This is a genomic window from Rhodanobacteraceae bacterium (assembly GCA_016713135.1).
Lineage (GTDB): Bacteria > Pseudomonadota > Gammaproteobacteria > Xanthomonadales > SZUA-5 > JADKFD01.
In genome coordinates this window covers 1-20,745 of sequence record JADJPR010000012.1, presented here as the reverse complement: position 1 = coordinate 20,745, position 20,745 = coordinate 1, and the positions used below count along the sequence as shown (strand labels likewise).

At 70.0% G+C, this 20,745-nt stretch carries 15 protein-coding genes and 1 pseudogene; 7 read left to right on the top strand and 9 right to left on the bottom strand.

Annotation, left to right across the window (positions count from 1 at the left end):
- The first annotated feature begins 232 nt into the window (after window positions 1-232).
- Complete coding sequence (mnmE, locus tag IPK27_11140) at window positions 233-1,591, top strand: tRNA uridine-5-carboxymethylaminomethyl(34) synthesis GTPase MnmE (protein ID MBK8068147.1); 1,359 nt, start codon at window positions 233-235, stop codon at window positions 1,589-1,591.
- A 118-nt stretch (window positions 1,592-1,709) separates the two neighbouring features.
- Here the strand turns inward: mnmE and galE are convergent, their stop codons facing one another.
- Window positions 1,710-2,717, bottom strand: coding sequence for a UDP-glucose 4-epimerase GalE (galE, locus tag IPK27_11135; GenBank protein ID MBK8068146.1), 1,008 nt, complete (start codon window positions 2,715-2,717; stop codon window positions 1,710-1,712).
- A gap of 316 nt (window positions 2,718-3,033) precedes the next feature.
- Between galE and IPK27_11130 the strand changes: the two genes are divergently transcribed.
- The 4 genes from IPK27_11130 to IPK27_11115 all read left to right on the top strand — a co-directional run bounded on the left by IPK27_11130 (window position 3,034) and on the right by IPK27_11115 (window position 8,056).
- Window positions 3,034-3,819: a DUF3667 domain-containing protein gene (locus IPK27_11130; GenBank protein MBK8068145.1), complete on the top strand. Its 786-nt coding sequence runs from the start codon at window positions 3,034-3,036 to the stop codon at window positions 3,817-3,819.
- A gap of 76 nt (window positions 3,820-3,895) precedes the next feature.
- Window positions 3,896-5,623 (top strand): TPM domain-containing protein, encoded by a 1,728-nt coding sequence (locus IPK27_11125; GenBank protein ID MBK8068144.1) that lies wholly within the window; start codon window positions 3,896-3,898, stop codon window positions 5,621-5,623.
- 332 nt (window positions 5,624-5,955) lie between these two features.
- Window positions 5,956-7,416: a hypothetical protein gene (locus IPK27_11120; protein MBK8068143.1), complete on the top strand. Its 1,461-nt coding sequence runs from the start codon at window positions 5,956-5,958 to the stop codon at window positions 7,414-7,416.
- A 70-nt stretch (window positions 7,417-7,486) separates the two neighbouring features.
- Entirely contained in the window at window positions 7,487-8,056 is a 570-nt protein-coding gene (locus IPK27_11115) for an RNA polymerase subunit sigma (GenBank protein ID MBK8068142.1), read from the top strand.
- 240 nt (window positions 8,057-8,296) lie between these two features.
- Here IPK27_11115 and IPK27_11110 read toward each other — a convergent pair whose 3' ends face one another.
- The 5 genes from IPK27_11110 to IPK27_11090 all read right to left on the bottom strand — a co-directional run bounded on the left by IPK27_11110 (window position 8,297) and on the right by IPK27_11090 (window position 15,131).
- Window positions 8,297-10,996: a serine/threonine protein kinase gene (locus IPK27_11110; protein ID MBK8068141.1), complete on the bottom strand. Its 2,700-nt coding sequence runs from the start codon at window positions 10,994-10,996 to the stop codon at window positions 8,297-8,299.
- Window positions 10,997-11,308: 312 nt separating this feature from the next.
- Window positions 11,309-13,006 carry a hypothetical protein gene (locus tag IPK27_11105; protein MBK8068140.1) on the bottom strand — a complete coding sequence of 566 codons (1,698 nt, stop codon included), beginning with the start codon at window positions 13,004-13,006 and terminating at the stop codon, window positions 11,309-11,311.
- Window positions 13,007-13,172: 166 nt separating this feature from the next.
- Window positions 13,173-13,889, bottom strand: a complete 717-nt coding sequence (locus IPK27_11100; GenBank protein MBK8068139.1) for a DUF1211 domain-containing protein — start codon at window positions 13,887-13,889, stop codon at window positions 13,173-13,175.
- Window positions 13,886-14,521, bottom strand: a complete 636-nt coding sequence (locus IPK27_11095) for a hypothetical protein (protein ID MBK8068138.1) — start codon at window positions 14,519-14,521, stop codon at window positions 13,886-13,888. The genes IPK27_11100 and IPK27_11095 overlap by 4 nt, the downstream gene beginning before the upstream one ends.
- A 40-nt stretch (window positions 14,522-14,561) precedes the next feature.
- Window positions 14,562-15,131, bottom strand: a complete 570-nt coding sequence (locus IPK27_11090) for a hypothetical protein (protein MBK8068137.1) — start codon at window positions 15,129-15,131, stop codon at window positions 14,562-14,564.
- A 117-nt stretch (window positions 15,132-15,248) separates the two neighbouring features.
- Here IPK27_11090 and IPK27_11085 point away from each other — a divergent pair, with 117 nt between their 5' ends.
- On the top strand, window positions 15,249-16,265 hold the full coding sequence (locus IPK27_11085; GenBank protein MBK8068136.1) for a GGDEF domain-containing protein: 1,017 nt from the start codon (window positions 15,249-15,251) through the stop codon (window positions 16,263-16,265).
- Window positions 16,262-16,759 (top strand): hypothetical protein, encoded by a 498-nt coding sequence (locus IPK27_11080; protein MBK8068135.1) that lies wholly within the window; start codon window positions 16,262-16,264, stop codon window positions 16,757-16,759. The genes IPK27_11085 and IPK27_11080 overlap by 4 nt, the downstream gene beginning before the upstream one ends.
- Before the next feature lie 222 nt (window positions 16,760-16,981).
- Here the strand turns inward: IPK27_11080 and malQ are convergent, their stop codons facing one another.
- The 3 genes and pseudogenes from malQ to IPK27_11065 form a co-directional block, all read right to left on the bottom strand.
- Entirely contained in the window at window positions 16,982-18,544 is a 1,563-nt protein-coding gene (gene malQ / locus IPK27_11075) for a 4-alpha-glucanotransferase (protein MBK8068134.1), read from the bottom strand.
- Complete coding sequence (locus tag IPK27_11070) at window positions 18,538-19,077, bottom strand: hypothetical protein (protein ID MBK8068133.1); 540 nt, start codon at window positions 19,075-19,077, stop codon at window positions 18,538-18,540. Before IPK27_11070 ends, malQ begins: the two co-directional genes overlap by 7 nt.
- Window positions 19,038-19,982, bottom strand: a pseudogene (locus IPK27_11065) (hypothetical protein). The gene IPK27_11070 and the pseudogene IPK27_11065 overlap by 40 nt, the downstream one beginning before the upstream one ends.
- Window positions 19,983-20,745: the final 763 nt, after the last annotated feature.

The following is a 20,745-nucleotide window of genomic DNA, read 5'->3' as shown; positions in this document are numbered from 1 at the left end:
AGTGAATCGTCAAAAGTGAAACGTTAATGGACCTGAGGCGCTCGTGTGCCTTGCGCCATTGACGTTTTCCTTTCCTCTTTCCCCCCCTTGGCCCCGGGGCCCGGCATGCCCCCCCGACTCGCGATGGGTGAAACGTCAAACGTAAAACGTCAATGGGCCTGAGGCGTTCGTGTGCCTTGCGCCATTGACGTTTTACATTTCACTTTTCACCTTGCTTGCCGCCCGGCACGACATGACCTCAAGCCACGCCCAACCCACCATCGCCGCCATCGCCACGCCCGCCGGCCCCGGCGGCATTGGCGTGGTGCGGGTGTCCGGGCCGCTGGCGCTGGCCATGGCGCACGCTTTCCTCGGCCGCCGGCCGAAGCCGCGTTTCGCCCACCGCTGCCGCTTCCGCGACGGCGCCGGCGAGCTGATCGACGACGGGCTGCTGCTGGCCTTCCCCGGACCCAGGTCTTTCACCGGCGAGGACGTGATCGAGCTGCAGGCGCATGGCTCGCCGGTGCTGCTCGGCGCACTGCTGCGGCGCTGCGTGGAACTCGGTGCGCGGCTCGCGCGGCCGGGCGAGTTCAGCGAGCGCGCCTTCCTCAACGACAAGCTCGACCTGGCCCAGGCCGAGGCGGTGGCCGATCTGATCGCCGCGGGCTCGGAGAGCGCCGCGCGCGCCGCGATGCGCTCGCTCGACGGCGAGTTCAGCCGCCGCATCGAGGCGCTGTCGCGCCAGCTGGTCGAGCTGCGGGTGTACATCGAGGCGGCGATCGACTTCCCCGAGGAAGAGATCGACTTCCTCAAGACCAGCGAGGTGCGCGCGCGCTTCGCCGCGGTCGAGCTGACGCTGCACGAACTGCTCGCGGGCGCCCGCCGCGGCCAGCGCCTGCGCGACGGGCTGAACGTGGTGATCCTGGGTGCGCCGAACGTCGGCAAGTCCAGCCTGCTGAACGCGCTGGCCGGGCACGACCGCGCGATCGTCACCGCGATCCCGGGCACCACCCGCGACGTGCTGCGCGAGCACCTCATCGTCGACGGCCTGCCGCTGACCATCGTCGACACCGCCGGCCTGCGCGAGACCGCCGACGAGGTGGAGTCCGAAGGCATCGCCCGCGCCAACCGCGAGGCGCGCAGGGCGGATCTGGTGTTGTGGGTCGAGGCGCCGGAAGGCCTGGACCCGGGACCCGAGACCCTGGACCCGGAAAGCCGGGGTTCGCTTCCGCCCCGCCTGACCATCCACAACAAGCTCGACCTGACCGGCGGCGAGCCGCGCAGCGAGCGCCGCGATGACGGCGTGCACGTGTACCTGTCAGCCAAGACCGGCGCCGGCCTCGACCTGCTGCGGCATGCGCTGCTGCAGCACGCCGGCCTGGCCGAAGGCAGCGCCGGCGACTTCAGCGCCCGCGCCCGGCATGTGGATGCGCTGGCGCGCTGCCAGCAGCACCTCGCCACCGCCCGTGCGCACGCCCTCGCCGACGGCCGCGGGGAACTCGCTGCCGAAGACCTGCGCCTTGCCCACGAGGCGCTCGGCGAGATCACCGGCCGTTATCGCGCCGACGACCTGCTGGGCGAGATCTTCGCCAGCTTCTGCATCGGTAAATAGCGCCGGCGGTGTGGCGCCAGTCGGCGCGGCGACGCACCGGTCGCACTCGAAGCCAGACGCCACAAGAACAGAGGTCCACGGCGCCGATCGTGACTCGGGGTTCCGTCAGGGCGATGGCTCAAGCCGGATGCGAGCGCTGCCAGCGCCAGGTGTCTGCGCACATCTGGTCCAGGTCGCGCGCCGCTTGCCAGCCCAGCACTTCGCAGGCGCGGCTGGGGTCGGCCACCGAGGCGCTGACATCGGCGGGGCGTCGCGGCCCGATGCGGTGCGGCAGTTCGCGTCCGCAGGCGCGCTCGAAGGCGGCCTTCAGTTCGAGCACGCTGTAGCCGCGACCGGTGCCGAGGTTGAAGCAGTGCACGCCGGGATGGCCTTCGAGGTGGCGCAGCGCGGCGACATGCGCATCGGCGAGATCGAGCACATGGATGTAGTCGCGCACGCCAGTACCATCGGCAGTCGGGTAGTCGTTGCCGTGCACCACGAGTTCGCGGTGGCGGCCCGCCGCGAGCTGCGCAATGAAGGGCATCAGGTTGCCAGGCACGCCGCGTGGATCCTCGCCGAGCAGGCCGCTGGGATGCGCGCCCACCGGGTTGAAGTAGCGCAGGCAGGCAGCCGCCCAATCCGGCCGCGTGGCCGCCACGTCGGCGATCAGGCGCTCCGCAGCGAGCTTGGTGCGCCCGTACGGGCTGGTCGGCGCCAGCGGCGAGTCCTCGCCCAGCGGCATCTTTCGCGGCTCGCCATAGACCGCAGCCGAGGAACTGAACACCAGCCTGCGCACGCCGGCTCGTTCGAGCGCTCGCAGCAGGGAAAAAGTGCCACCCACATTGATGTCCCAGTAGTCGAGCGGGCGCCGGGTCGACTCGCCCACCGCCTTCAGGCCGGCGAAGTGGATCGCTGCTGCGATGGGTTCGCGCGCCAGCAACTCATCGAGCAATCCGCCGTTGCGGACATCGCCGCGGACCCAGCTCACCGCCTGGCCGGTCAGTCGCGAGATGCGCTCGATGACCGCCGGATGGCTGTTGCTGAAATCATCCAGCAGCAGCGGGCGGTAGCCGCATTCGACCAGGCGCACGCAGGTGATGCTGCCGAGGTAACCGGCGCCGCCGGTGACCAGGACAGTGCGGCTCATCGGCCTGTCCGGGTGCATGCGCGTGACGCAAGGCCGAGCGGGTTCGCGGCCGTCGAGGAAGGGACCATCTTGCCCCGTCATTGCTGGGTGGTGCCGCCGGATTACGCGTGCCCGGTGCGATCAAGTCAATCTGCGATCCCGTCGCCTGGCTGAACGAATGCTGTCGACGCGGCGGAGAAAACGCCGTGGGAGTGCGCATGCCTGGATGACCGCCCGACGATTCCGGTTCCGCCCAGGACTATGCTTCACGTTTCCTTCGCAGACAGCTGGGTCTCAGCCACCGCATGCGGCGCAGGAAAGCGCCCGACGACCAACCATGAGCCCGCCCCCCAGCGAACCCGTGCTGACGGACACCCACTTCGCCCTGCCGCAGTGCCACAACTGTGGCCAGCGGATCGACTCGCCTTGGTGCCCGGCCTGCGGTCAGAAGCGCGCCGAGCGCTTCCGCCTGAACACCATCGCCAGCGAGGCCTGGGACAAGGTGCGGGTGTTCGACTTCGCCACGCTGCGCTCGGTCTGGCGCACGCTGATCGGGCCGGGCAAGGTGGCGCGCGAGTTCGTCATGGGCGCGCGCAAGAAGCACGTGCACCCGCTGAAGCTGCTGCTGATCGCGATCGGCGTGCTGTTGCTGCTGCTGGCGCAGTCGCGCTTCCTCGACTCCGCGGATGCCGGCAGCAGCCGCGCCCTGCAACTGGCGCAGTCCTACGGACAGTGGTCGTTCTCGATCGGCATCGTGGCCATCCTGGTCACCGCCAACCTGATGTTCCGCAATCGGCTCGGCTACAACTTCACCGAGCACTTGGTGCTCGCGATTTACGGCCATTTTCTGATCATCCTCGCAAACATCGTCAACCTGCTGCCGCGATTGATCTGGCGCGATCCGGGCTTCCTCGCCGCGCACCGGGAATGGTCGCCGTGGTACATGGATGGCGTGGAGATGCTGATCGTCGCGATCGCCTTCCAGCAGTTCTACCTGCTCGACTGGAAGCGCGAGTGGTGGCGGCTGCTGCTCGCCGTGCTGCTGTTCGCCGGCATCAAGTGGTTGCTACTCGCCGGCTTTGCCTGGCTGCTGGTCAGGCTGGTGATGGCGCAGCTGGCCTGATTGCCGGCGCCATCCGGTGCGTGGCGCGCACCGCGCCATCCATCCCCAGTTCCGCACTCTCCCGAGGAATCCGCGCATGAACATCCAGGCTCCCCACCGCCGCCACCTCCTTTACACCGCAGTGCTGTTCGCGCTGGCTGCCTGCGGCGACAGCGGCACGCCGGCTGCGGACACCGCGCAGAAAGCGGCCGACGCCGCGGTAGGCACGGCTGCGAAGGCACTCAGCGAGGCCGAGATGGTCGCCGAGGTGGCGATGGCGCTGCAGGCCTGCTCCTACGACGGCTCCCCGCTGCAGGTGAACCCTTCGCAGCTCGCGCTGGGCGTCAACGCCAGCGGCAAGGATGTGGTCGCGCAGATCATGCGTTACACCGGCCTGCCGCAGAATTTCGACGTGGTCGAGGGCGAAGTGCCGAACGCAGCGGCGGTGATCATGCTCGGGCCGGACAAGCTGCCGCGCCGGGTGATCGCCTACAACCCGAAGTTCATGTCCGAGGTGCGCGCCGCCACCGCCAACAACGACTGGGCGCCGATCAGCATCATGGCGCACGAGATCGGGCACCACCTGTCCGGTCACACCATCATGCCGGGCGGCAGCCAGCCGCCGACCGAGCTGGAGGCCGACAAGTTCTCCGGCTTCGTGCTGTACAAGATGGGCGCAATGCTCGCCGATGCGCAGAAGGCGATGAACACCCTGGTGCCCGAGCAGGATGGCAAAACCCATCCGGGCCGCAGCAAGCGGGTCAAGGCGATCCAGGAAGGCTGGACCCAGGCCTGCTCGCAGCAGTCCAGCGACTGCAGCGACGAGGCGGTTGCCACCACGGCGCCGGCCACGCCTGCCGCGCCGCCGCCGGCCAGCACCACTGAGCCGGCGACCGCGACCATCGCCTCGGCGCAGCCGACGGTGGAGGCCCCGGACACTGCCGCGCCGCTGCCTGCTGCTGCTGGCCGCGTCGATACCCTGCCGCTGCCGGACCCGAACGCCATCCCGGCCAAGTTCGACCGCTTCGTCATGGACGAAACCGGGCTGCTCGATCCTGCGGTGCGCGCCAGCTTCGAGAAGCAGATGTACGAGCACGCGCAGGCGAGCGGCGTCGAGATCGTCTCTCTGCTGGTCAAGGACCTGCACGGCCTGAGCGCCGACGACTACGCCGCGGCGATGATGCGCCAGCTGCGCGTCGGCAAACTGGACGTGGGCAACGGTGCGGTGCTGGTGGTGGCCACCGGCAGCAAGCAGGTCGGCGTCGCGCTGGGCGCCGGCGTGCACCTGGAATTCCATGACCGCATCGACAGCCTGAAGGAGCGCCTGCAGGACTATGCCGACAACTACGACACCTGCCAGACCTGCCCGACCGGCTGGAGCGAACAGTTCTTCTCCGCCGCCGACCACATCCGCCGCGACACCGGCAGCTGGGAGTGGGCGATCCGCTTCCAGAGCCTGGACGAGATCATGGCGCTGGCCGCCGAATCCGAGAAGAAGATGCTGGAAGACCCAGCCGGCTACGATCCGGAGAACGACCCGGTCTGGCGCAAGATCGCGCGCATCCAGGGAAGGCTGGTGTCCCGCCAGCCGGCCGATCGCGACGGCCTGCGCATCAACGATGTGCACGAGGGCATCATCGGCGGCAGCGCGATGGAGATGCAGACCGCGGACGGCAAGCGCGTGGTGCTCTACGTCAACCCGCAGGTCGAGCAGATGATGACCGCCAAGCTGGAGGAAGGACGCAACTACGCCTTCGTCGCGCGCCAGAAGAACACCGACTCGGACAGCATCCAGTTCGACCTGCTGAGCTACGACGCCCTCTGAGCCTGCTCCGGACGGGCGGTTCAACACGGAGACGCCAAGGACGCAAAGGAACGCGGAGAAGAGCTTGTGGATGCTTCTCTCCGCGTCTTCTGCGTCTGCGCTGGGTGCTGTTGCCGGAACGGTTCAACGCAAAGACGCGAAGGCCGCAAAGGAACGCAAAGAAGAGCTTCATGATGCTTCTCCCCGAGTCCTTTGCGTCTCCGCGTTGAACGGTGCTCGGCGCCAGGACGCAAAGACGCAGAGAAGAGCTTTCTCATGCTTTTCTCCGCGTCCTCTGCGTCTCCGCGTTGAACAGGGTCCGGCGAGCGTGCGACTGTCGCATCATCCGCCGCATGACGACCCTTCGCTCCTGGCTGATCGCCGCGTCGCTGTTGCTTACCGGCGCAGCGGCGTGCGCCTGTCCGCTGAGCGCGCCCGATGTGATCCGTGCGGACAGCTTCGAGGCCTGCGCGCGGGCGCAGTCGAGTTTCCGCCGGCTGACCGCGGACCTGCAGATCAGTGGAACGGCGCCGACGGTGGTGCTGGCGCACAGCTTCACCCTGACCGCGCCGACGCGAGTGCTGGCGGTGGCGGATGGCCGGCATTTCCCGGTCGATGCGCCCGCGGCTGCGCTGCGTATCCGCTTCGACGGTGACGAATCGCAATCCTCGGTGTCGCTGATGGACTGGGGCTCGTCGCAGCGGCCGGTGATGCACGGATTCAACGTCATCGCCGATGCCGTGCTCGGCGCCGGCACGCACACCGTGGACCTGGTCGCCAGTGCGCACCCTTCTCGGCCCGGGCGCTTCCGCATTGGCTCGGGCAGCGGGCTCTCGGTATTGGTGCAGCCCCTGTCGCAATTGCAGTCGCAGGCGCTGCCGGGCGCCAGCGCGAATGTGAATGTCACCACCTATGCGCCGGCGCAGGGGATCGACGTCAACGAGGGCGATGACGACCGCCCGCTGCTGCCGCTGCTGGCGCACACCCTGCGCAACCCGGGCACGCGCACGCTGGATGTGGTCACGCTGGCCGCCGGGCGCGCCTTCCATGCCTGCAACAGCGGCATCGACGATGGCCATGGCGATGCCCTCCTCGGCCTGCGCGCCGATGGCATCTGCCCGGACACCCACGCCGCCTCGTGGAGCGTCAACGACATCGACCCGGACGCCGAGAAGCAGGCTCCCGTGATGCTGCACGGGGTGCAGCGGCTGCTGCCGGGACAGTCGCGTGCGCTGGAACTGGTGGCGAGCGAGCTGGCCTTCGGCAGCGACCAGGCCTGCAGCCCGAGCGGCCCGCACGAGAACGGCGTGTGCTGGGGCCTGGGCAGCGCACGCCTGCTGAGTGCCGCTGGCGGTGGCGTGTCCGGCGCGGCCACCAGCGGGGCGCCGCAGTTCTGTTCCACCTACACCTGGCGCTGTGTCGCCACCACCCAGGGCGTGGCCAGCTGCCCGCCCGCAGGCAGCGATGTGGTGCTCGCCAGCGCATGGGTGACCATCCCGCCGGGGCACGACGGCATCGTGCTGTTCAATGCGCGCACCCGGATCCAGGCCGGCAATGCGGACAGCTTCGCCACGGCCTTGCTGGGCATCCGGGTGGATGGCCAGCCGGTTGCGGCGGTGGGCATGCAGCAGCTGGCGGCCGGCGCCGCGCAGGCCAGCCGCACGCTGAGCGCCAACTTCCTCAGCGCGCCCGATGCGCCAGGCGGCATCCTCGTGCCCGGCGTGCACCTGGTCGAAGTGACGATCAATGTCAGCGGCAGCAATCTGATGCACCCGGGCGTGCCGATGGACCTGCCGCTGACCTGGTTTGATTGACACGATCAGCCGCGTAAGTCCGTTCCTGCGGCAAGATGCGCGCAATCCCCGCGCAGGAGTCTGGCCACCGATGGAAGCGACCGAATTCTCGCGACTGCTGTCGGACTGGGCCGGCGGCGACCAGGATGCCGGAGACCGCCTGTACGCCAGCGCCTACGACGAGCTGAAGACGGTCGCCAGCCGCAGCCTGCACGCCTATGGCCGCGGCGACCAGCTGTCGACCACGCTGCTGGTCAACGAGTGCTACCTCAAGCTCGCACGCAGCGGAGCAGTGACATCCGAGACGCGGCAGCACTTCCTTGCGCTGTGCGCCCGCGCGATGCGCCAGATCATCGTTGACTCGGCGCGACGGCAGCTCGCGGACAAGCGCGGCGCCGGCGGGCCGGCGCTCAGCCTGGAAGACCTGGGCGCCGAGCCCGGCGCGTCCCTCGCGCTCGGCCCCGAGGCGCTGACCGCGCTGGACCAGGCGCTCAGCGACCTGGACCGTCGCGACCCGCGGCTGGCGCGGATCGCCGAATGCCGCATCTTCAGCGGCATGGAGTGCGCCGAGATCGCCGCCACCTTCGGCGTCACCGAACGCACGGTGCAGCGCGAATGGCTGCGGGTGAAGGCGCTGCTGTTGCTGGTGATCGAGGGGTGATGGTGGTGGATCGGTAGGGTTCCGGCCCTTCCCTGGAGCACGTGAACGCGCCTCCGGTTGTCGGTTGTTGGTTGTTGCCAAGATCCGGGCGAGCCGATAGCCAGTGGGAGCGGCTTCAGCCGCGATCCTCTGCTGGCGGTCGGTGTAAAGATCGCCGACAGAGTCGGCTCCCACAGGGCCGCGGTGTGCGCGCTTTGCTGCCCACAACCCACAACCCACAACCCACAACCACCCGACGCCTCACCGCAGCGCAGCCAGGATGGCGTCGACCCGCCGCGCCAGCTCGGGTGCGAGTGGCTGCGGCCACTGCGGCAGCCGGCCGGCGCGTGCGGCGCGGGCGAGGGGGCTGTCGAATGGCTCAGGGGTGAAGGGCGCCAGCGGCGCGGTATCCCAGGTCCAGCCGAGTGCCGCCAGCCGCGCGGCGCGGGCGGCGTAGCACTCTGGCGGAACGGAACCTTCCTGCTGCACCTTGCCGCCGAGCAGGAAATCGCCCAGCGCAGCGCGCTCGGCCTGGTCGCAGGGAGTGCCTCGGGCGGCGGTCTCGGCTACAGGGGCCGGAGTGCCGTCGATGCCGAGCGCACGGGTCAGGTCGAGCACGTTGGCGGCGCGCGTGGCGAGCTTCGCGTCGCGTGGCAGCAGCGCGGCGGCCATCCGCGCAGCTTCTGCCAGGTGCCCGAGTTCGAACAGCACCAGGGTCAGCGTGTCCAGCGGGCTGGCCAACGCGTCCGACGCGCTCCCGTGTACCGCGATGGCCAGCTCGACGCTCGCGATGGCGGCATCGCGTGCGGTGGCATCCTCGCCGGCGTACAGCGCCGCGCTGGCCTGCGCCTGCAGGAAGCCGATGCGCGCGAGGCGGTCGTCGCTGCGCGCCGACGCCGGCTGGAAGCGCTGCACCAGCGCGGCCGCGCTGCGGAAGCGCCCGGTGCGCTGCAGCAGGGTGACGTAGTTGCGCGCGATCACTGCGAGCTGCGGATGGTCGGCGCCCAGCTGATGTTCCGCGCGCTGTAGCAGCGCGCGGAACTCGGCATCGGACTCGGCCCAGCGCCCCGCTGCGCCATAAGCGATCGCGATGTTGCCGGGCACCGTCAGCAGCGCCTCCTGGTGCTCCAGCCGCGCCGGGTCGAGGAAGGTCAGCGACTGGCGATAAGCGGCAACCGCTTCGTCGACCTTGCCCAGGCGCCGCAGCAGGATGCCGTAGCTGTTGTGCACACTGTGCCGGAACAGCGGGTCGTCAACCTCGGCGAGTCCCGCAAACAGAGCGCTGAAAGCCTTCTCCGCCTCGTCGAGTCGCTGCTGTTCGATCAGCACCTTGGCGTGCACATAGCCTGCGCGTAGCGCGTTTTCGCGGCCCAGTCCCGGCAGCAGGCGCGCGTGATCGCGCTCCAACTGTTCCAGTTCGCCGCGGGAGAAGGCCGATTCCAACGCCTGCACGTCGAGGCGCTGGCGGATGCCGGGGTCCAGGTCGTGGGTGGCGGCGAGCGCCTGCGCACGCGCGACCAGCGCGCCCTCGGTGGCGTAGTCCTCGAGCGCGCGCTGCAGCTCCGCCAGGCGCTCCAGCATCAGCACCTGGAACAGCGGATCGGCGTCCTCGGCTGCCAGAAAGCGCTGCGAGGTGCGGTCTACGACTTCGGACACAGTCACCGCACCCGGATCGCTCGCGTAGGGGTTGGCGCTGGCGAACATCGTCGCCACGCTGTCCAGGATGCGCTCGGTGCGTCCGGCGTAGTCGCGCGCGCGCGCCGCAAGGCCGATCGCCGCGACGCTGCCGAGCGCCAGCAGCAGCAGCGCCGAGCTTGCGAGCGCAACGCCCAGCCGATGGCGGCTGACGAAGCAGCGCAGCAGGTAGCCGCGGGTATGCGCGCGTGCGCGCACCGGGCGTTGCTGGCGGTGGCGCTCGAGGTCCTCGCGGAAGGCGAGCACGCTGGGATAGCGATCCTGCGGATTCCACGCCAGGCAGCGCAGCAGGATGCTGTCGAGGTCACCCCGCAGCTGGCGTCGTCGCCGGCGGTCGGCCACCTGGCGGCTCGCCAGTTGCGGCACCTGGTCGTGTGCCAGGCGCTGTAGCGGCAAGTCGCCCGGCTGCTCGTCGTAGGGCCAGCCTGCGGTCAGCAGGTGGTACAGCAGCAGTCCAAGCTGGTACAGGTCGCTGGCCATGCCGACAGGCTTGCCGAGCAACTGCTCCGGCGAGGCATAGCGCAGCGTCAGCGGCACCGCGCCGGTGGCGGTGCGCACAGCGCCGATCAGGGTGGACGCCGGCAGCAGCTTGGCGATGCCGAAGTCGATCAGGCGGATCCGCCCCTGCGCATCGACCAGTACGTTCTCCGGCTTGACGTCGCGGTGCACCACAAAATGCGTGTGCGCGTGATGCAGCGCGTCGGCGATCGCCAGCGCAGCGTCCAGCGCGGTGTCGATGGCCACCTCGCCGGGGCGCCAACGCTGGTCGATCGGCACGCCGTCGATCTGCTCCAGCACCATGTACGGGCGCTCGTCGACACTGCCGACCTCGATCAGTCGCGCGATGTGCGGATGCTGCAACCGCGCCAGGATGCGCTGCTCGGTCAGGAAGCGCTCGCGCTCCACCGAATCGCCGAGCACCGCACGCAACAGCTTGATCGCCACCGGTTGCTCGCTGCCGTGCACATTGCGCAGGGCGGCGTAGACCGTGGCCATGCCGCCGCGGCCGATCTCGCCCGTGATGCGGTAGCCCTCGATCGGCGGCGGTGGGCGCTCCTCCTCCACCAGCCGCAGCGGACCACCGATACCGCGCAGCTCGATGGTGTCGACCTCGGCCGCCACCCGTAGCAGTTTGCGCAGCAGCGGCACCAGCTCCGGCTCACTCGCGGCCAGTTGGTCCAGCCGCTGCTGGCGCGCCGCCGGCTCCAGGTCCAGCAGCGCTTCCAGGTGCTCGTCGAGCGCGGCAACGTCGAGGCGCGTGTCCACTGGGGGTACCGATGCGGGTAGTTGGTTCAATGCGGGAGATTGTGTGCGCGTCTGCGCTGGGGGATGGGAAAGGGCGGGGGAAGCGAAAGGCGGGGCAAGGGGAAGCCAAAGGCGGGGCAAGGGGAAGCCAAAGGCGGGGCAAGGGTCAGGGGGCAGGGGGAATGGCCTGTCGAGTCCACGACCGGTGAGGTGCGCCGGACCGGGAACGCGTCAATTCACGCCCCGCGACGGTCGCCCCCAGCCGGCAAAGCCACTTCCCCTGCCCCCTGACCCTTGCCCCGCTTCTTCACTCCCGTGCCCCTTCCCCTGCTCCTACGACTCAAACCCCGTCCGCAGCAACTCGTCCGCATCCTCGTAGGCGCCGCGGTCGAGCGGGCCGATGTTGTCGGGAATCTCGGCGCGGTCGCGGTTGCGGGGAAGGCCGCCGAGGTCGATCAGTGCCTCGTTGCCGTCGGCGGCGCAGCGGTCGAGGTTCTGCGAGCTGGTGCGCAATCGGTAGTTGCCGTTGGCGGCGTCGGCGAAGCCTGGATCGTGGGTGTCGCCGCCGAGGGCCGCATCGTTGCTGTTGATGCACGCGGCGGTGACGGTGCCCGCGCCGGCAACGGTGCCCTGGCCGGCGCCGACCTGCAAGATCGAGCGCTGCAGTGCGAGTGCGGTGCCGGCGGCGGTCTGGATCGCGGCAGTGTCGAACTGGTTGTCGGCGAGCGTGACGAAATCGGCATCGACGGTCGCGTCCGCCTCCAGCGAGAGCAGGCGCCCCGCGCTCTGGTTGCCGCTGACCAGGACATTGTCCAGGCTCGCCATGCTGCCTGCCCCGTTCACGCGCAGCACCGCGTTGTTGCCCGCCTGGTTGCCGCGGATGCGGGTGTGCGCGAGCAGCAGTTGCGAGCCGCCAAGTACCAGCGCGCCGCCGCCATCACCGAAACTGCCGTTCAACTGCGCGGCGCGATTGTCGTCGAGGCGCGAGCAGCCGCTGTCGCCGAGCGCACAGATGCCCGGCGCGCGGCCCAGCGATGCCGTGGCCCCGGCGGTCAGGAACAGCCCGCCGCCGCCGAGCACCGCGCGGTTGCCCTGGATCCACAGGCCGGCGCCGACCATCCGCGTGCCCGCGCCGGTCAGGTACACACCGCCGCCGCGCTGCGGCGAGGCGCCTTCGATCGCCTGGTTGTCGCGGATCGCCACCTGGCGCGTTGCGGTCGAGGCCAGCAGCAGCGCGGAGCCACCCATCGCGTAGATGCCGCCGCCGTCGCGGGCGCGATTGGCAGCGACGGTGGTGTCACCGGGCTCGTCCAGTGGCAGCACGTCGCAATCGACCAGGCGCAGGCCGCCACCACCCTCGGCCGCGACGTTGTCGCCGATGCGCACATGTCCCAGGCGCAGCACGGCCTGGGTGCAGAAGAGCCCGCCGCCATGACGGGTGGCCAGGTTGCCGCCGCCCGGCTCGCCGATGCGGCTGTCACCGCGAAGCTCCACGCTGGTCGCGTCAGCGCCGTCGCCATCCACGTACACGCCGCCGCCGTCCAGCGCCTGGTTGCCGTAGACGTGGGTGTTGCTCAGCACCAGGGTGCCGGCGCCCACGGTCCGGATGCCGCCGCCGCCCGCGGCGTTGCTGCCGCCGGTGATGCGCAGGTTGACCAGTTCGACCGCGAACTCGCCGAGAATGTTGTCGTCGATCGACAGCACCGGCGCGCCGGGCGCGGTGCCGCGCAGCACGCTGGTGTCGGCGGGTTGCACCGCATCGCAGCTGGTGTAGCCGCCAACGATGCGCACCTGGCGGTCGCTGATCACCGCCGCTGCGCCGAGGTTGAGTTCGGCGGCGGCGATCCGGATCTCGACCGCGCTGCCGGCCGCCGCCAATGCCGCCGCCAACGAGGCGTGGTTGCAGGCCGGCCCGCTGCCGACCGTCATGACCGGCAGCGGACCGCCGGCCAGCGCGGCGCCGGAGGCGGCCAGCAGGCCGGCCGCGAGCCGGCGGGCAGTCCGCAGGCCGAAATTTTGGGGAAGGTACATCGTTACGCTCCAGTTACGCCCGGGATGGCGCTTGCCTGGAGTACGCAGGATCAGAGGGAAAACGACACGCCCGTCCGCGGTTCCTGCATCGTCTCGCTGTCGCTCCGGCGGTGGGGCCGCAATCGGGCAGGCGCGGGGAGCGCGGGATGACCCGTGGCGCGCCGCCTCAGGCTCGGCGCCGCTTGTACCAGGCGAGCACCGGCCACTGCGCGAACATGCCGAAGTAGACCAGGCCGGGCAGCGCCAGCATCCAGCCCCGCGGATGTTGCGGCAAGAGTGCGGCCACTGCCGTCGATGCCAGGCCGAGCACCGGCATGAACCCGAGGCTGACCAGCGTGAGGCGCAGCACCAGGCGCTCGCCGGCATCCAGCCCCAGTGCGTCGCGCCGGTTCCAGGCATGGCGGTAGAGCGCCATGACCACGCTGCCGAGGAGCGCCCAGGCGCAGCCGTAGACCATGAACATGACGCGCAGATCGTCCACCCGCCGGATCTCGAAGTGGGCCGGCAGCGCACCACCGCTGATCCACCCGAAAAAGGTGGCGAACAGGATTTTCAGCGGATAGACGTAAACCAGCACCAGGAACACCAACAGCAGGCTCCAGAAGGTGGTTGGCCCGTCCTCCAGCCCGAAGCGCCAGGTGTATCGGGTGTGCATGCGCCAGGGCAGCGCCAACAGTGCGAAGCTGGCGGCGAAGGCGGGTATGCCGGCGATTGCGTCGAGCAACTGGTCGACGTTGCGCGGGATTCCGTCCAGCGAAATCACCAGCAAGGTCACCGCGAAGGCGAAGGCGGCATCGACGAAGGCCTGCAGGCGGGTGACCTCGAAGCCGCGACGGCGGAATCCGTCGCCGTCGCGTTCCTCGATCGGGACGGACGCGCTCATGCGCCCGCCGCCCGGACGCATACCGCCATCAACGACAGGTGCAGCGCCACCAGCGCCCACGGCAGCCAGGCCAGCGGCGAGGGGAGTTCCAGGCCATCCAGGCGTTCGCGCACTGCCCGCTGCATCGCGGCGGGATCGGTGACATCGGCAAGCTGCTGCTGCAGCGCATTCAGGTCGATCGCCTGCGCCCACGGCAGCCGCGCCAGCAGCAGTTCCACCACCTTGCGCACCAGCCAGCGCTGGCCGGCCACGCGCTCGCGCACCTCGGCAAGTGTGTCGGACAGGACGCCGAGCCTGCGCGTGGCCTGTGCGCCGCGCTCGCCGAGTTGGGCCGCCACGCGGCTGGCGATCTCCTCGCGCAGCGGCGCGCCGAGCGTGCGCCAGGCCTCGTCCAGCGCCGCACTCAGGCCGCTGCGCCAGCCGACCACGAGGTAGACCGGCAGCGCCAGCGCGGCGATCACCAGCGGCGCACCGAGCGCAACCCACGACTGCCCGCCGACCAGGTACAGCGCGCCGGCGTTGATCGCCAGCGCCAGCGCGAGCAGCCCGAGCACCCGCGCGAGCACGCACCAGGCGAGGCGCCCGGCATGACCGACCAAGGTGCCGAGCGCCTGCTTCAGGCCGGCGAGCATGCGCGCCCCCGCGGCCAGCGAGCGCGCCGTCCTGCCAGCGTCATTCCGCGCCCCACGGCGGCGGTGGCGCGTCCACCTCGCGGCTCAGGTCGAAGCGCACGCGGAACAGCCGGCCGGGCCGCGCCAGCTCGTAGACGAAGGCATCGGCGGTGATCTCGACGGCCCATACGTTGGTGGTCGACACCGTGCGCCCCTCGCGTTGGAACAGCGCGATCGACTCGGTGTCCACCGGGAATTCCTGACGCGTGGCGCTGCCCGGGGTGCGCGTGTCGCCGCCGTACAGGGTGGTCGCATCCGGGCTGCCGTCGGCATGGCGGTGGTCGTGCTTCAGTCGCAGCCCGTTCGCGGTGCGGGTGAACACCCAGGTGCGCGAATGGTCGTCGCCGACATGGAAGGGCACGCGGATCTCGTCCCTGGTGCATTCGCGCACCTGCATCACCAGCGGCTTGCCGAGGAAGGGATCGGCCGGATCCTCCGGGGTGTTGGCGACGATCTCTCCGGCGAAGGACTTGCCGCATAGCGCGGCGAGGGCAGCGTGAAACTGGTCGACGTCGGCGGCCTTCGCCGGGGCCAGCGCAAACACCAGCCAGAGCAACAGGGTGCGGTGCATCGGGCGCTCCGGTCGGATCCTGGGACGCGTGAGCCTACGCGAGCCGCCGTGGCCGGATCCACCGACACGGTGTCGCCGTGGTCGCGTGTAAGATCGGCGCCGGGACAGGGGGGTTTGATGCCAACGCCACGCGATTCCTACTCGGTGCTGCGCGACCGGCTGCGCTGGCGCGTGGCGCTGCTGCTGGCCCTGTTGATTTCGGCGCTGATGGTCGCGCTCGGGCTGTTGAACATCAACCTGGGATACCGCGACACGGCGCTGTTGGCCTGGGGCATCCTCGGCCTGGCCTGCGGGCTGCTGGTGGCTCTGGCACTGTTGCCGCGGGCGCTCGGGGCCAACGTTTTTTTCGCCACGATCGCACTGGCGCTGGTGGCCGTGCTCGCCTTCGGGCTGCTCCTCGGGCGTTCGATGCTGCACTGGGCCTATGTGTTTCCGCCGGTGGTGGCGTTCGTGCTGCGGCCCACCTGGGCGCTGCTGGGGATGATCGGGTTCGGCGTGTATGCCAGCCTGGTGGCTCTGCGCATGGTCGATCCGATCGACGTGATCCGCTTCGCCAGTGGCTACGGGTTGCTGGTGTGTTTCACCTACACCTATGCCCTGCTGCAGGAACGCGCGGCAGCGATGCTGCGCTATCAGTCGGACCACGATGTGCTCAGCGGCTGCCTCAACCGGCGCACTTTCAACGAAGCGATCGCGGCACTCGACCTGTTGGCCACGCGCTGCACTTTCCTGCTGATCGACCTCGACCACTTCAAGCAGATCAACGACGAGCGCGGCCACCTGGTAGGCGACCGCGTGATCACCGCGGTCGCCGACCGTCTGCGCGGCGCGCTGGCCGCGGAGGATCGCCTGTACCGCTACGGCGGCGAGGAATTCGCCTTGATGCTGCCCGGCCAGGACGAGGCGCAGGGCGTGGCCCTGGCCGAGCGCCTGCGCCAGGCGGTCGCGGCGGACGAGGTCAGCGGCGTGCGGCTCACCGTCAGCATCGGCGTGGCCTGCTGGACCGTGCGCGCTGGCAGCGTGACCGAGGCCATCAGTCTCGCCGATCGTGCGCTGTACGCGGCCAAGCATGCCGGGCGCAACCGGGTGGTGGCGGCATCCAACCTGGGTCCGGATCCGGGAGAGGGCCGATGAACCGATGCATCCTTTCGGGCATCGCCTGCCTGCTCGCCAGCATGACCGCGTCGGCCGCAGTCCTGCGTTCGCCGCTGCCCGGCGGATGCATCCTGGAGGCGGATGTACGTCGCGACGAGCGGCCCGCCTGCCTGCGCCTGCGCTGCGACCGGCAGCCCGCGCAGACCCTGGTGTGCGACGCCACCGCGCTGCACCAGATCGACCAGCTCATCCCCTCTGCCGACGGACATTGGCTGGCGGTGCTGTCGGTCGGCGAAGGTCATCCCTGGTTGGAGATCGTCGACCTGCCGGCGCTGCGCCGCGGCGAGTACCGCGCGGCCTGCAGCATCAATCCGTACCCCGGCGTGTTGTCGCTCGATGCCTGGCTCGGCGATGCCCTGCGGATCGGCAGCGATGTCGATTTGCGCCTCGCGCCGGAACAGCGCGCCGACAGTGCTGGCGGTGAGTACGTATGGCTGCTGCGGGCCCCGGGGTGCGGGTTGGAGCCGGGTTGAGGTCCAGGCTGGAGGAGTTCGCGTTCCCCGGACGGTTTGCGGCCGGTTGTCGGTTGTTGGTTGTTGGCGGCAAGAGCCGGCAAGCCTTCAGCCGAGTGGGAGCGGCTTCAGCCGCGATCTCCTGCGGCCAACCGTGGCATAGATCGCCGACGGAGTCGGCTCCCACAGGCCCGCGGTGTGCGAGATTTGCTGCCAACAACCAACTGCGCGCCCGCGGCCCCTTCAGGCCGCGATCGCCGTCACCGGCACTTCGACAGGCTGCTGCCCGGGCAGGCGCAGCAAATCGAACGGCCCGCGGCCGCTGGCGGCGGTGATCAGGCCGAGTACGCGCGCCGGTTCGGGGCCGACCATGTCCCAGGTGAAGCGCCAGCTCCAGTTGTGACCGCCCATCGTGCCCGGGATGTTCATGCGGTGGCCGCCGTCCAGGCCGAGTGCGTCCTGCAACTGGCAGACGGAGACGTTCGCCACCGAGTTGTGGCAGGCGCGGATCATCGCCCAGTGCACGTCATGCGCACTGGCGGCGAGGTAGCTGCCGGCATAGGCGCGTTCGCGCGGGGTGGCCTTGTCCCACCAGCCGCGCACGGTGTCGTTGTCGTGGGTGCCGGTGTAGGCCACGCAGTGGCGCACGTAGTTGTGCGGCAGGAACTCGTCGGAGGCATCCGAACCGAAGCCGAACTGCAGGATCTTCATGCCCGGGAAGCCGCAGCCGTCGCGCAGTTCGATCACATCATCGGTGATCAGCCCAAGATCCTCGGCGACGATCGGCAGCTCGCCGAGTTCGGCGCTGATCGCGTCGAACAGGGCCTTGCCGGGGCCGGTCACCCACTCGCCTTCCTCGGCAGTGGGGCAACTGGCGGGGATCTCGTAGTAGCCGGCGAAACCGCGGAAGTGGTCGATGCGGAACACATCGGCCTGGTGCAGCGCGCGCTTCAACCGCGCGGTCCACCAGGCGTAGTTCTCCGCCGCCATGCGGTCCCAGCGGTACAGGGGATTGCCCCAGCGCTGGCCGGTCGGCGCCATCGCATCCGGCGGGCAGCCAGCCACCACGGTTGGCTGGAAATCGGCGTCGAGATAGTACAGGTCCGGACGCGCCCAGCAGTCCGCGCTGTGGTGCGCGATGAAGATCGGCAGATCGCCCATCAGCGCCACCTTGCGCTGGTTGGCGTAGGCCTTGAGCGCACTCGCCTGGGTGTCGAAGCACCATTGCACGAAGGCCCAGAAGCGGATTTCGCCGGCGTACCTGGAGCGCGCGGCGGCCAGCGCAGCAGGCACGCGGTCGCGCAGCTCGGGATGCCAGTGCCACCAGGCGGCGCCGCCGTGTGCGGCTTCCAGCGCCATGAACAGGGTGTAATCGTCCAGCCACGAGGCGTTGTCCGCGCACCATGCATCGAAGGCCGCGCGCTCGCCAGCGGTGGCGTGCGCGTCGAAACCACGCGCAGCGAGGCGCAACTGCGCCTGGCGCCACGGCACCACGCGCGCGTAGTCGACGCGTCCGCCTTCGAAGCCGCCTTCCGGCAGCACTGGCGACGGCAGCCAGCCGGCCGCCACCAGCGGTTCCAGCGCCACCATCAACGGGCTGCCGGCGAAGGCACTGACGCTCTGGTAGGGGGAGTCGCCCGGGCCGATCGGGTTGATCGGCAGCCATTGCCACAGGTGCTGGCCGGCACTGACCAGCCAGTCGACGAACTGGTAGGCGCCAGGCCCGAAATCGCCGATGCCATGCGGGCCGGGCAGAGAGGTCAGGTGCAGCAGCACGCCGGCGCTGCGCTGGTGGAGGTTCAACATTCCGACACCTCGGTCAGGGGTTTGCGCACCAGCACCATCAGCGCGTGCGCCGGTGCCAGCAGATGGGATACGAATACGGGAACCGGGCCGACTGCATTCGGCGACCCGGGCAATGGCAGGCGCGCGCCGCTGCTGTCGAGCACCGCCCACCAGTGCTCCCCGTGCAGGGCGAACTCGACCTCGATGGACGCCGGGTTGAACAGCAGCGCGAGGCGCGCCGATGCCTCGCCGGCCGGGTACAACTCACAGGCGAAGGCGCGCAGATCGCTGTCGTGCCAGTCGCCCAGGGTCATCTCGCGGCCGGAGGGCATCAGCCAACGCACTCGCGCACGGGACGTGTCCTCGACCCCGGCGAACCACTGCGTGTTGCGCAGCAGCGGCTCTGCCCGGCGCAGCGCCAGCAGCGCGGCGACGAACGCGCTGTCGTCCTCCTCCGCGTTCCAGTCCAGCCAGCCGGTCGGGTTGTCCTGGCAATAGGCATTGTTGTTGCCGCTTAGGCTGGCTGTTGCCGTGCTCGTCGCCTGCCGCAGCATCGCGTGCCCTGCGCCAGCGCCAGACTGGCGAGCATCCCGCGGCGCACGCGCCGGCGTTGCAGCGAGGTCAGCGGATCGGTGGTGAAACCTGCGATGCCGAAGTTGTCGGCCGGCTCGTCGTCGCGGCCGTCGCGGTTGTCTTCGCCGTTGGCGTGGTTGTACTTGACTCCGTAGGAACGCCGCGCGAACTCGCCGCGGGTGCAGCCAGCGCGCAGCCAGTAGCGGCGCACGCTGTCGCGGAAGCGGTCGTTCCAGTCGAGGAAGCGTCCGGGGAAGCGCCCACCTGGTGGGCCTGCGCCCGCAGTCCCAGGGCTCCGGCGATCAGGCGTACCTGCGACGGCACGGGATCCTGGCGCAGCGCCACCGGAAGAAGGAGCATCCGGATCGAAGGCCTCGCGCGTACGCCCGAGCACGCTCGCGAGGTCGAAACGGAAGCCGTCCACGCCGACCTCCACCCAGTAACGCAGCGAGTCCAGCACGAACTGCACCACCCGCGGGTGATTCAGGTTCAGCGTGTTGCCGCAGCCACTCCAGTTGACGTAACGCGCGCGGTCGTCCGCCAGCAATCGGTACCAGGCCGCATTGTCCAGCCCGCGAAAACTCAGTGTCGGCCCCAGCTCATCGCCCTCGGCGGTGTGGTTGTAGACCACATCGAGGATCACCTCGATGCCGGCGGCGTGGAGGGTTTCGAGGGTGGCGCGCAGGTCGGTGATGGGATCCGGAGGGCACGAGGGCACGAGGGCATGAGGGCACGAAGAAGCGGATGGCAGGGTGCTGGCGTGCGCCGGCTCTCCCGTGCCCTCGTGCCCTCGTGCCCTCGTGCCCTCGTGCGCAGCAAACCGCCCATCCCCCGCAAAGAACCCCAGCGTGTTGTACCCCCAGTAATTCGTTCCGCCGCGCACCAGGGCGTTCCGCTGATTGCGTGCATCACCGGCAGCAGCGCCAGCGGGTCACGCCGAGGCGCCGGAAGTGGGCGATGTCGGCGGGGGGTGGAAGCGAGGCGGCGAAGCGGCAGCGCCCCAGATCTCGGGTCATCTGCATGCCAGGCCCTTCACGCATCCAGGCACCACCTCGGCGGCGGCAATCTGCGGCCGCGAAGCCAGCCAGCGGCGGCGGCAGCGGCGGCACGCGCGCGCCTTCAGCGCGGGCGGCGTTGTCGCGTGCGGCCTCGCTGAGCGGGCGCGCCGTCCAGGTGCCCTGGGCGCAGCCGCGTGGTGCTCGTCCCAGCGGAAGGCGCCGACGATCTCATGCGCCCAGGGATCGAGGCAGCAACTTGGCGGATTGAAGCGGTGACCTCCGTCCGGCTGGTACGGCCCGCGCGGTAGCCGTGGACCAGCCCTTCGCGCCGAGGCCCGGCAGCAGGCCATTCCACACGCCGTCTTCGTCGGCATGCAACATCGAGCGTCCCAGTTCGCGCGCGTCTCGGTGTCGAACGGGCCTAGATCTACGCGCGTCGCGTGCTCGCTCCACAACGCGGAAGTGCACGCCCGCCGTCCACCAGGTGCGCGCCGAAGCGGGCGCAGGGCGGCCGGGCAGCAGGCGCTCGGGCAGTTGCGTCCTCATGCGGGCAGCAGCACCAGGGGCGGAGCAGAGCGTGCGGCATCGCAGTTCCAGCGAGCGCGCGGCCAGCGGTAGGGATCTGTTGCGCGACCAGCGCGCGGGCACCGC

Coding starts and splice junctions, on each gene's coding strand:
- mnmE (MBK8068147.1), top strand. CDS start 233: ATGACCTCAAGCCACGCCCAACCCACCATCGCCGCCATCGCCACGCCC.
- galE (MBK8068146.1), bottom strand. CDS start 2,717: ATGAGCCGCACTGTCCTGGTCACCGGCGGCGCCGGTTACCTCGGCAGC.
- IPK27_11130 (MBK8068145.1), top strand. CDS start 3,034: ATGAGCCCGCCCCCCAGCGAACCCGTGCTGACGGACACCCACTTCGCC.
- IPK27_11125 (MBK8068144.1), top strand. CDS start 3,896: ATGAACATCCAGGCTCCCCACCGCCGCCACCTCCTTTACACCGCAGTG.
- IPK27_11120 (MBK8068143.1), top strand. CDS start 5,956: ATGACGACCCTTCGCTCCTGGCTGATCGCCGCGTCGCTGTTGCTTACC.
- IPK27_11115 (MBK8068142.1), top strand. CDS start 7,487: ATGGAAGCGACCGAATTCTCGCGACTGCTGTCGGACTGGGCCGGCGGC.
- IPK27_11105 (MBK8068140.1), bottom strand. CDS start 13,006: ATGTACCTTCCCCAAAATTTCGGCCTGCGGACTGCCCGCCGGCTCGCG.
- IPK27_11100 (MBK8068139.1), bottom strand. CDS start 13,889: ATGAGCGCGTCCGTCCCGATCGAGGAACGCGACGGCGACGGATTCCGC.
- IPK27_11095 (MBK8068138.1), bottom strand. CDS start 14,521: ATGCTCGCCGGCCTGAAGCAGGCGCTCGGCACCTTGGTCGGTCATGCC.
- IPK27_11090 (MBK8068137.1), bottom strand. CDS start 15,131: ATGCACCGCACCCTGTTGCTCTGGCTGGTGTTTGCGCTGGCCCCGGCG.
- IPK27_11085 (MBK8068136.1), top strand. CDS start 15,249: ATGCCAACGCCACGCGATTCCTACTCGGTGCTGCGCGACCGGCTGCGC.
- IPK27_11080 (MBK8068135.1), top strand. CDS start 16,262: ATGAACCGATGCATCCTTTCGGGCATCGCCTGCCTGCTCGCCAGCATG.
- malQ (MBK8068134.1), bottom strand. CDS start 18,544: ATGTTGAACCTCCACCAGCGCAGCGCCGGCGTGCTGCTGCACCTGACC.
- IPK27_11070 (MBK8068133.1), bottom strand. CDS start 19,077: ATGCTGCGGCAGGCGACGAGCACGGCAACAGCCAGCCTAAGCGGCAAC.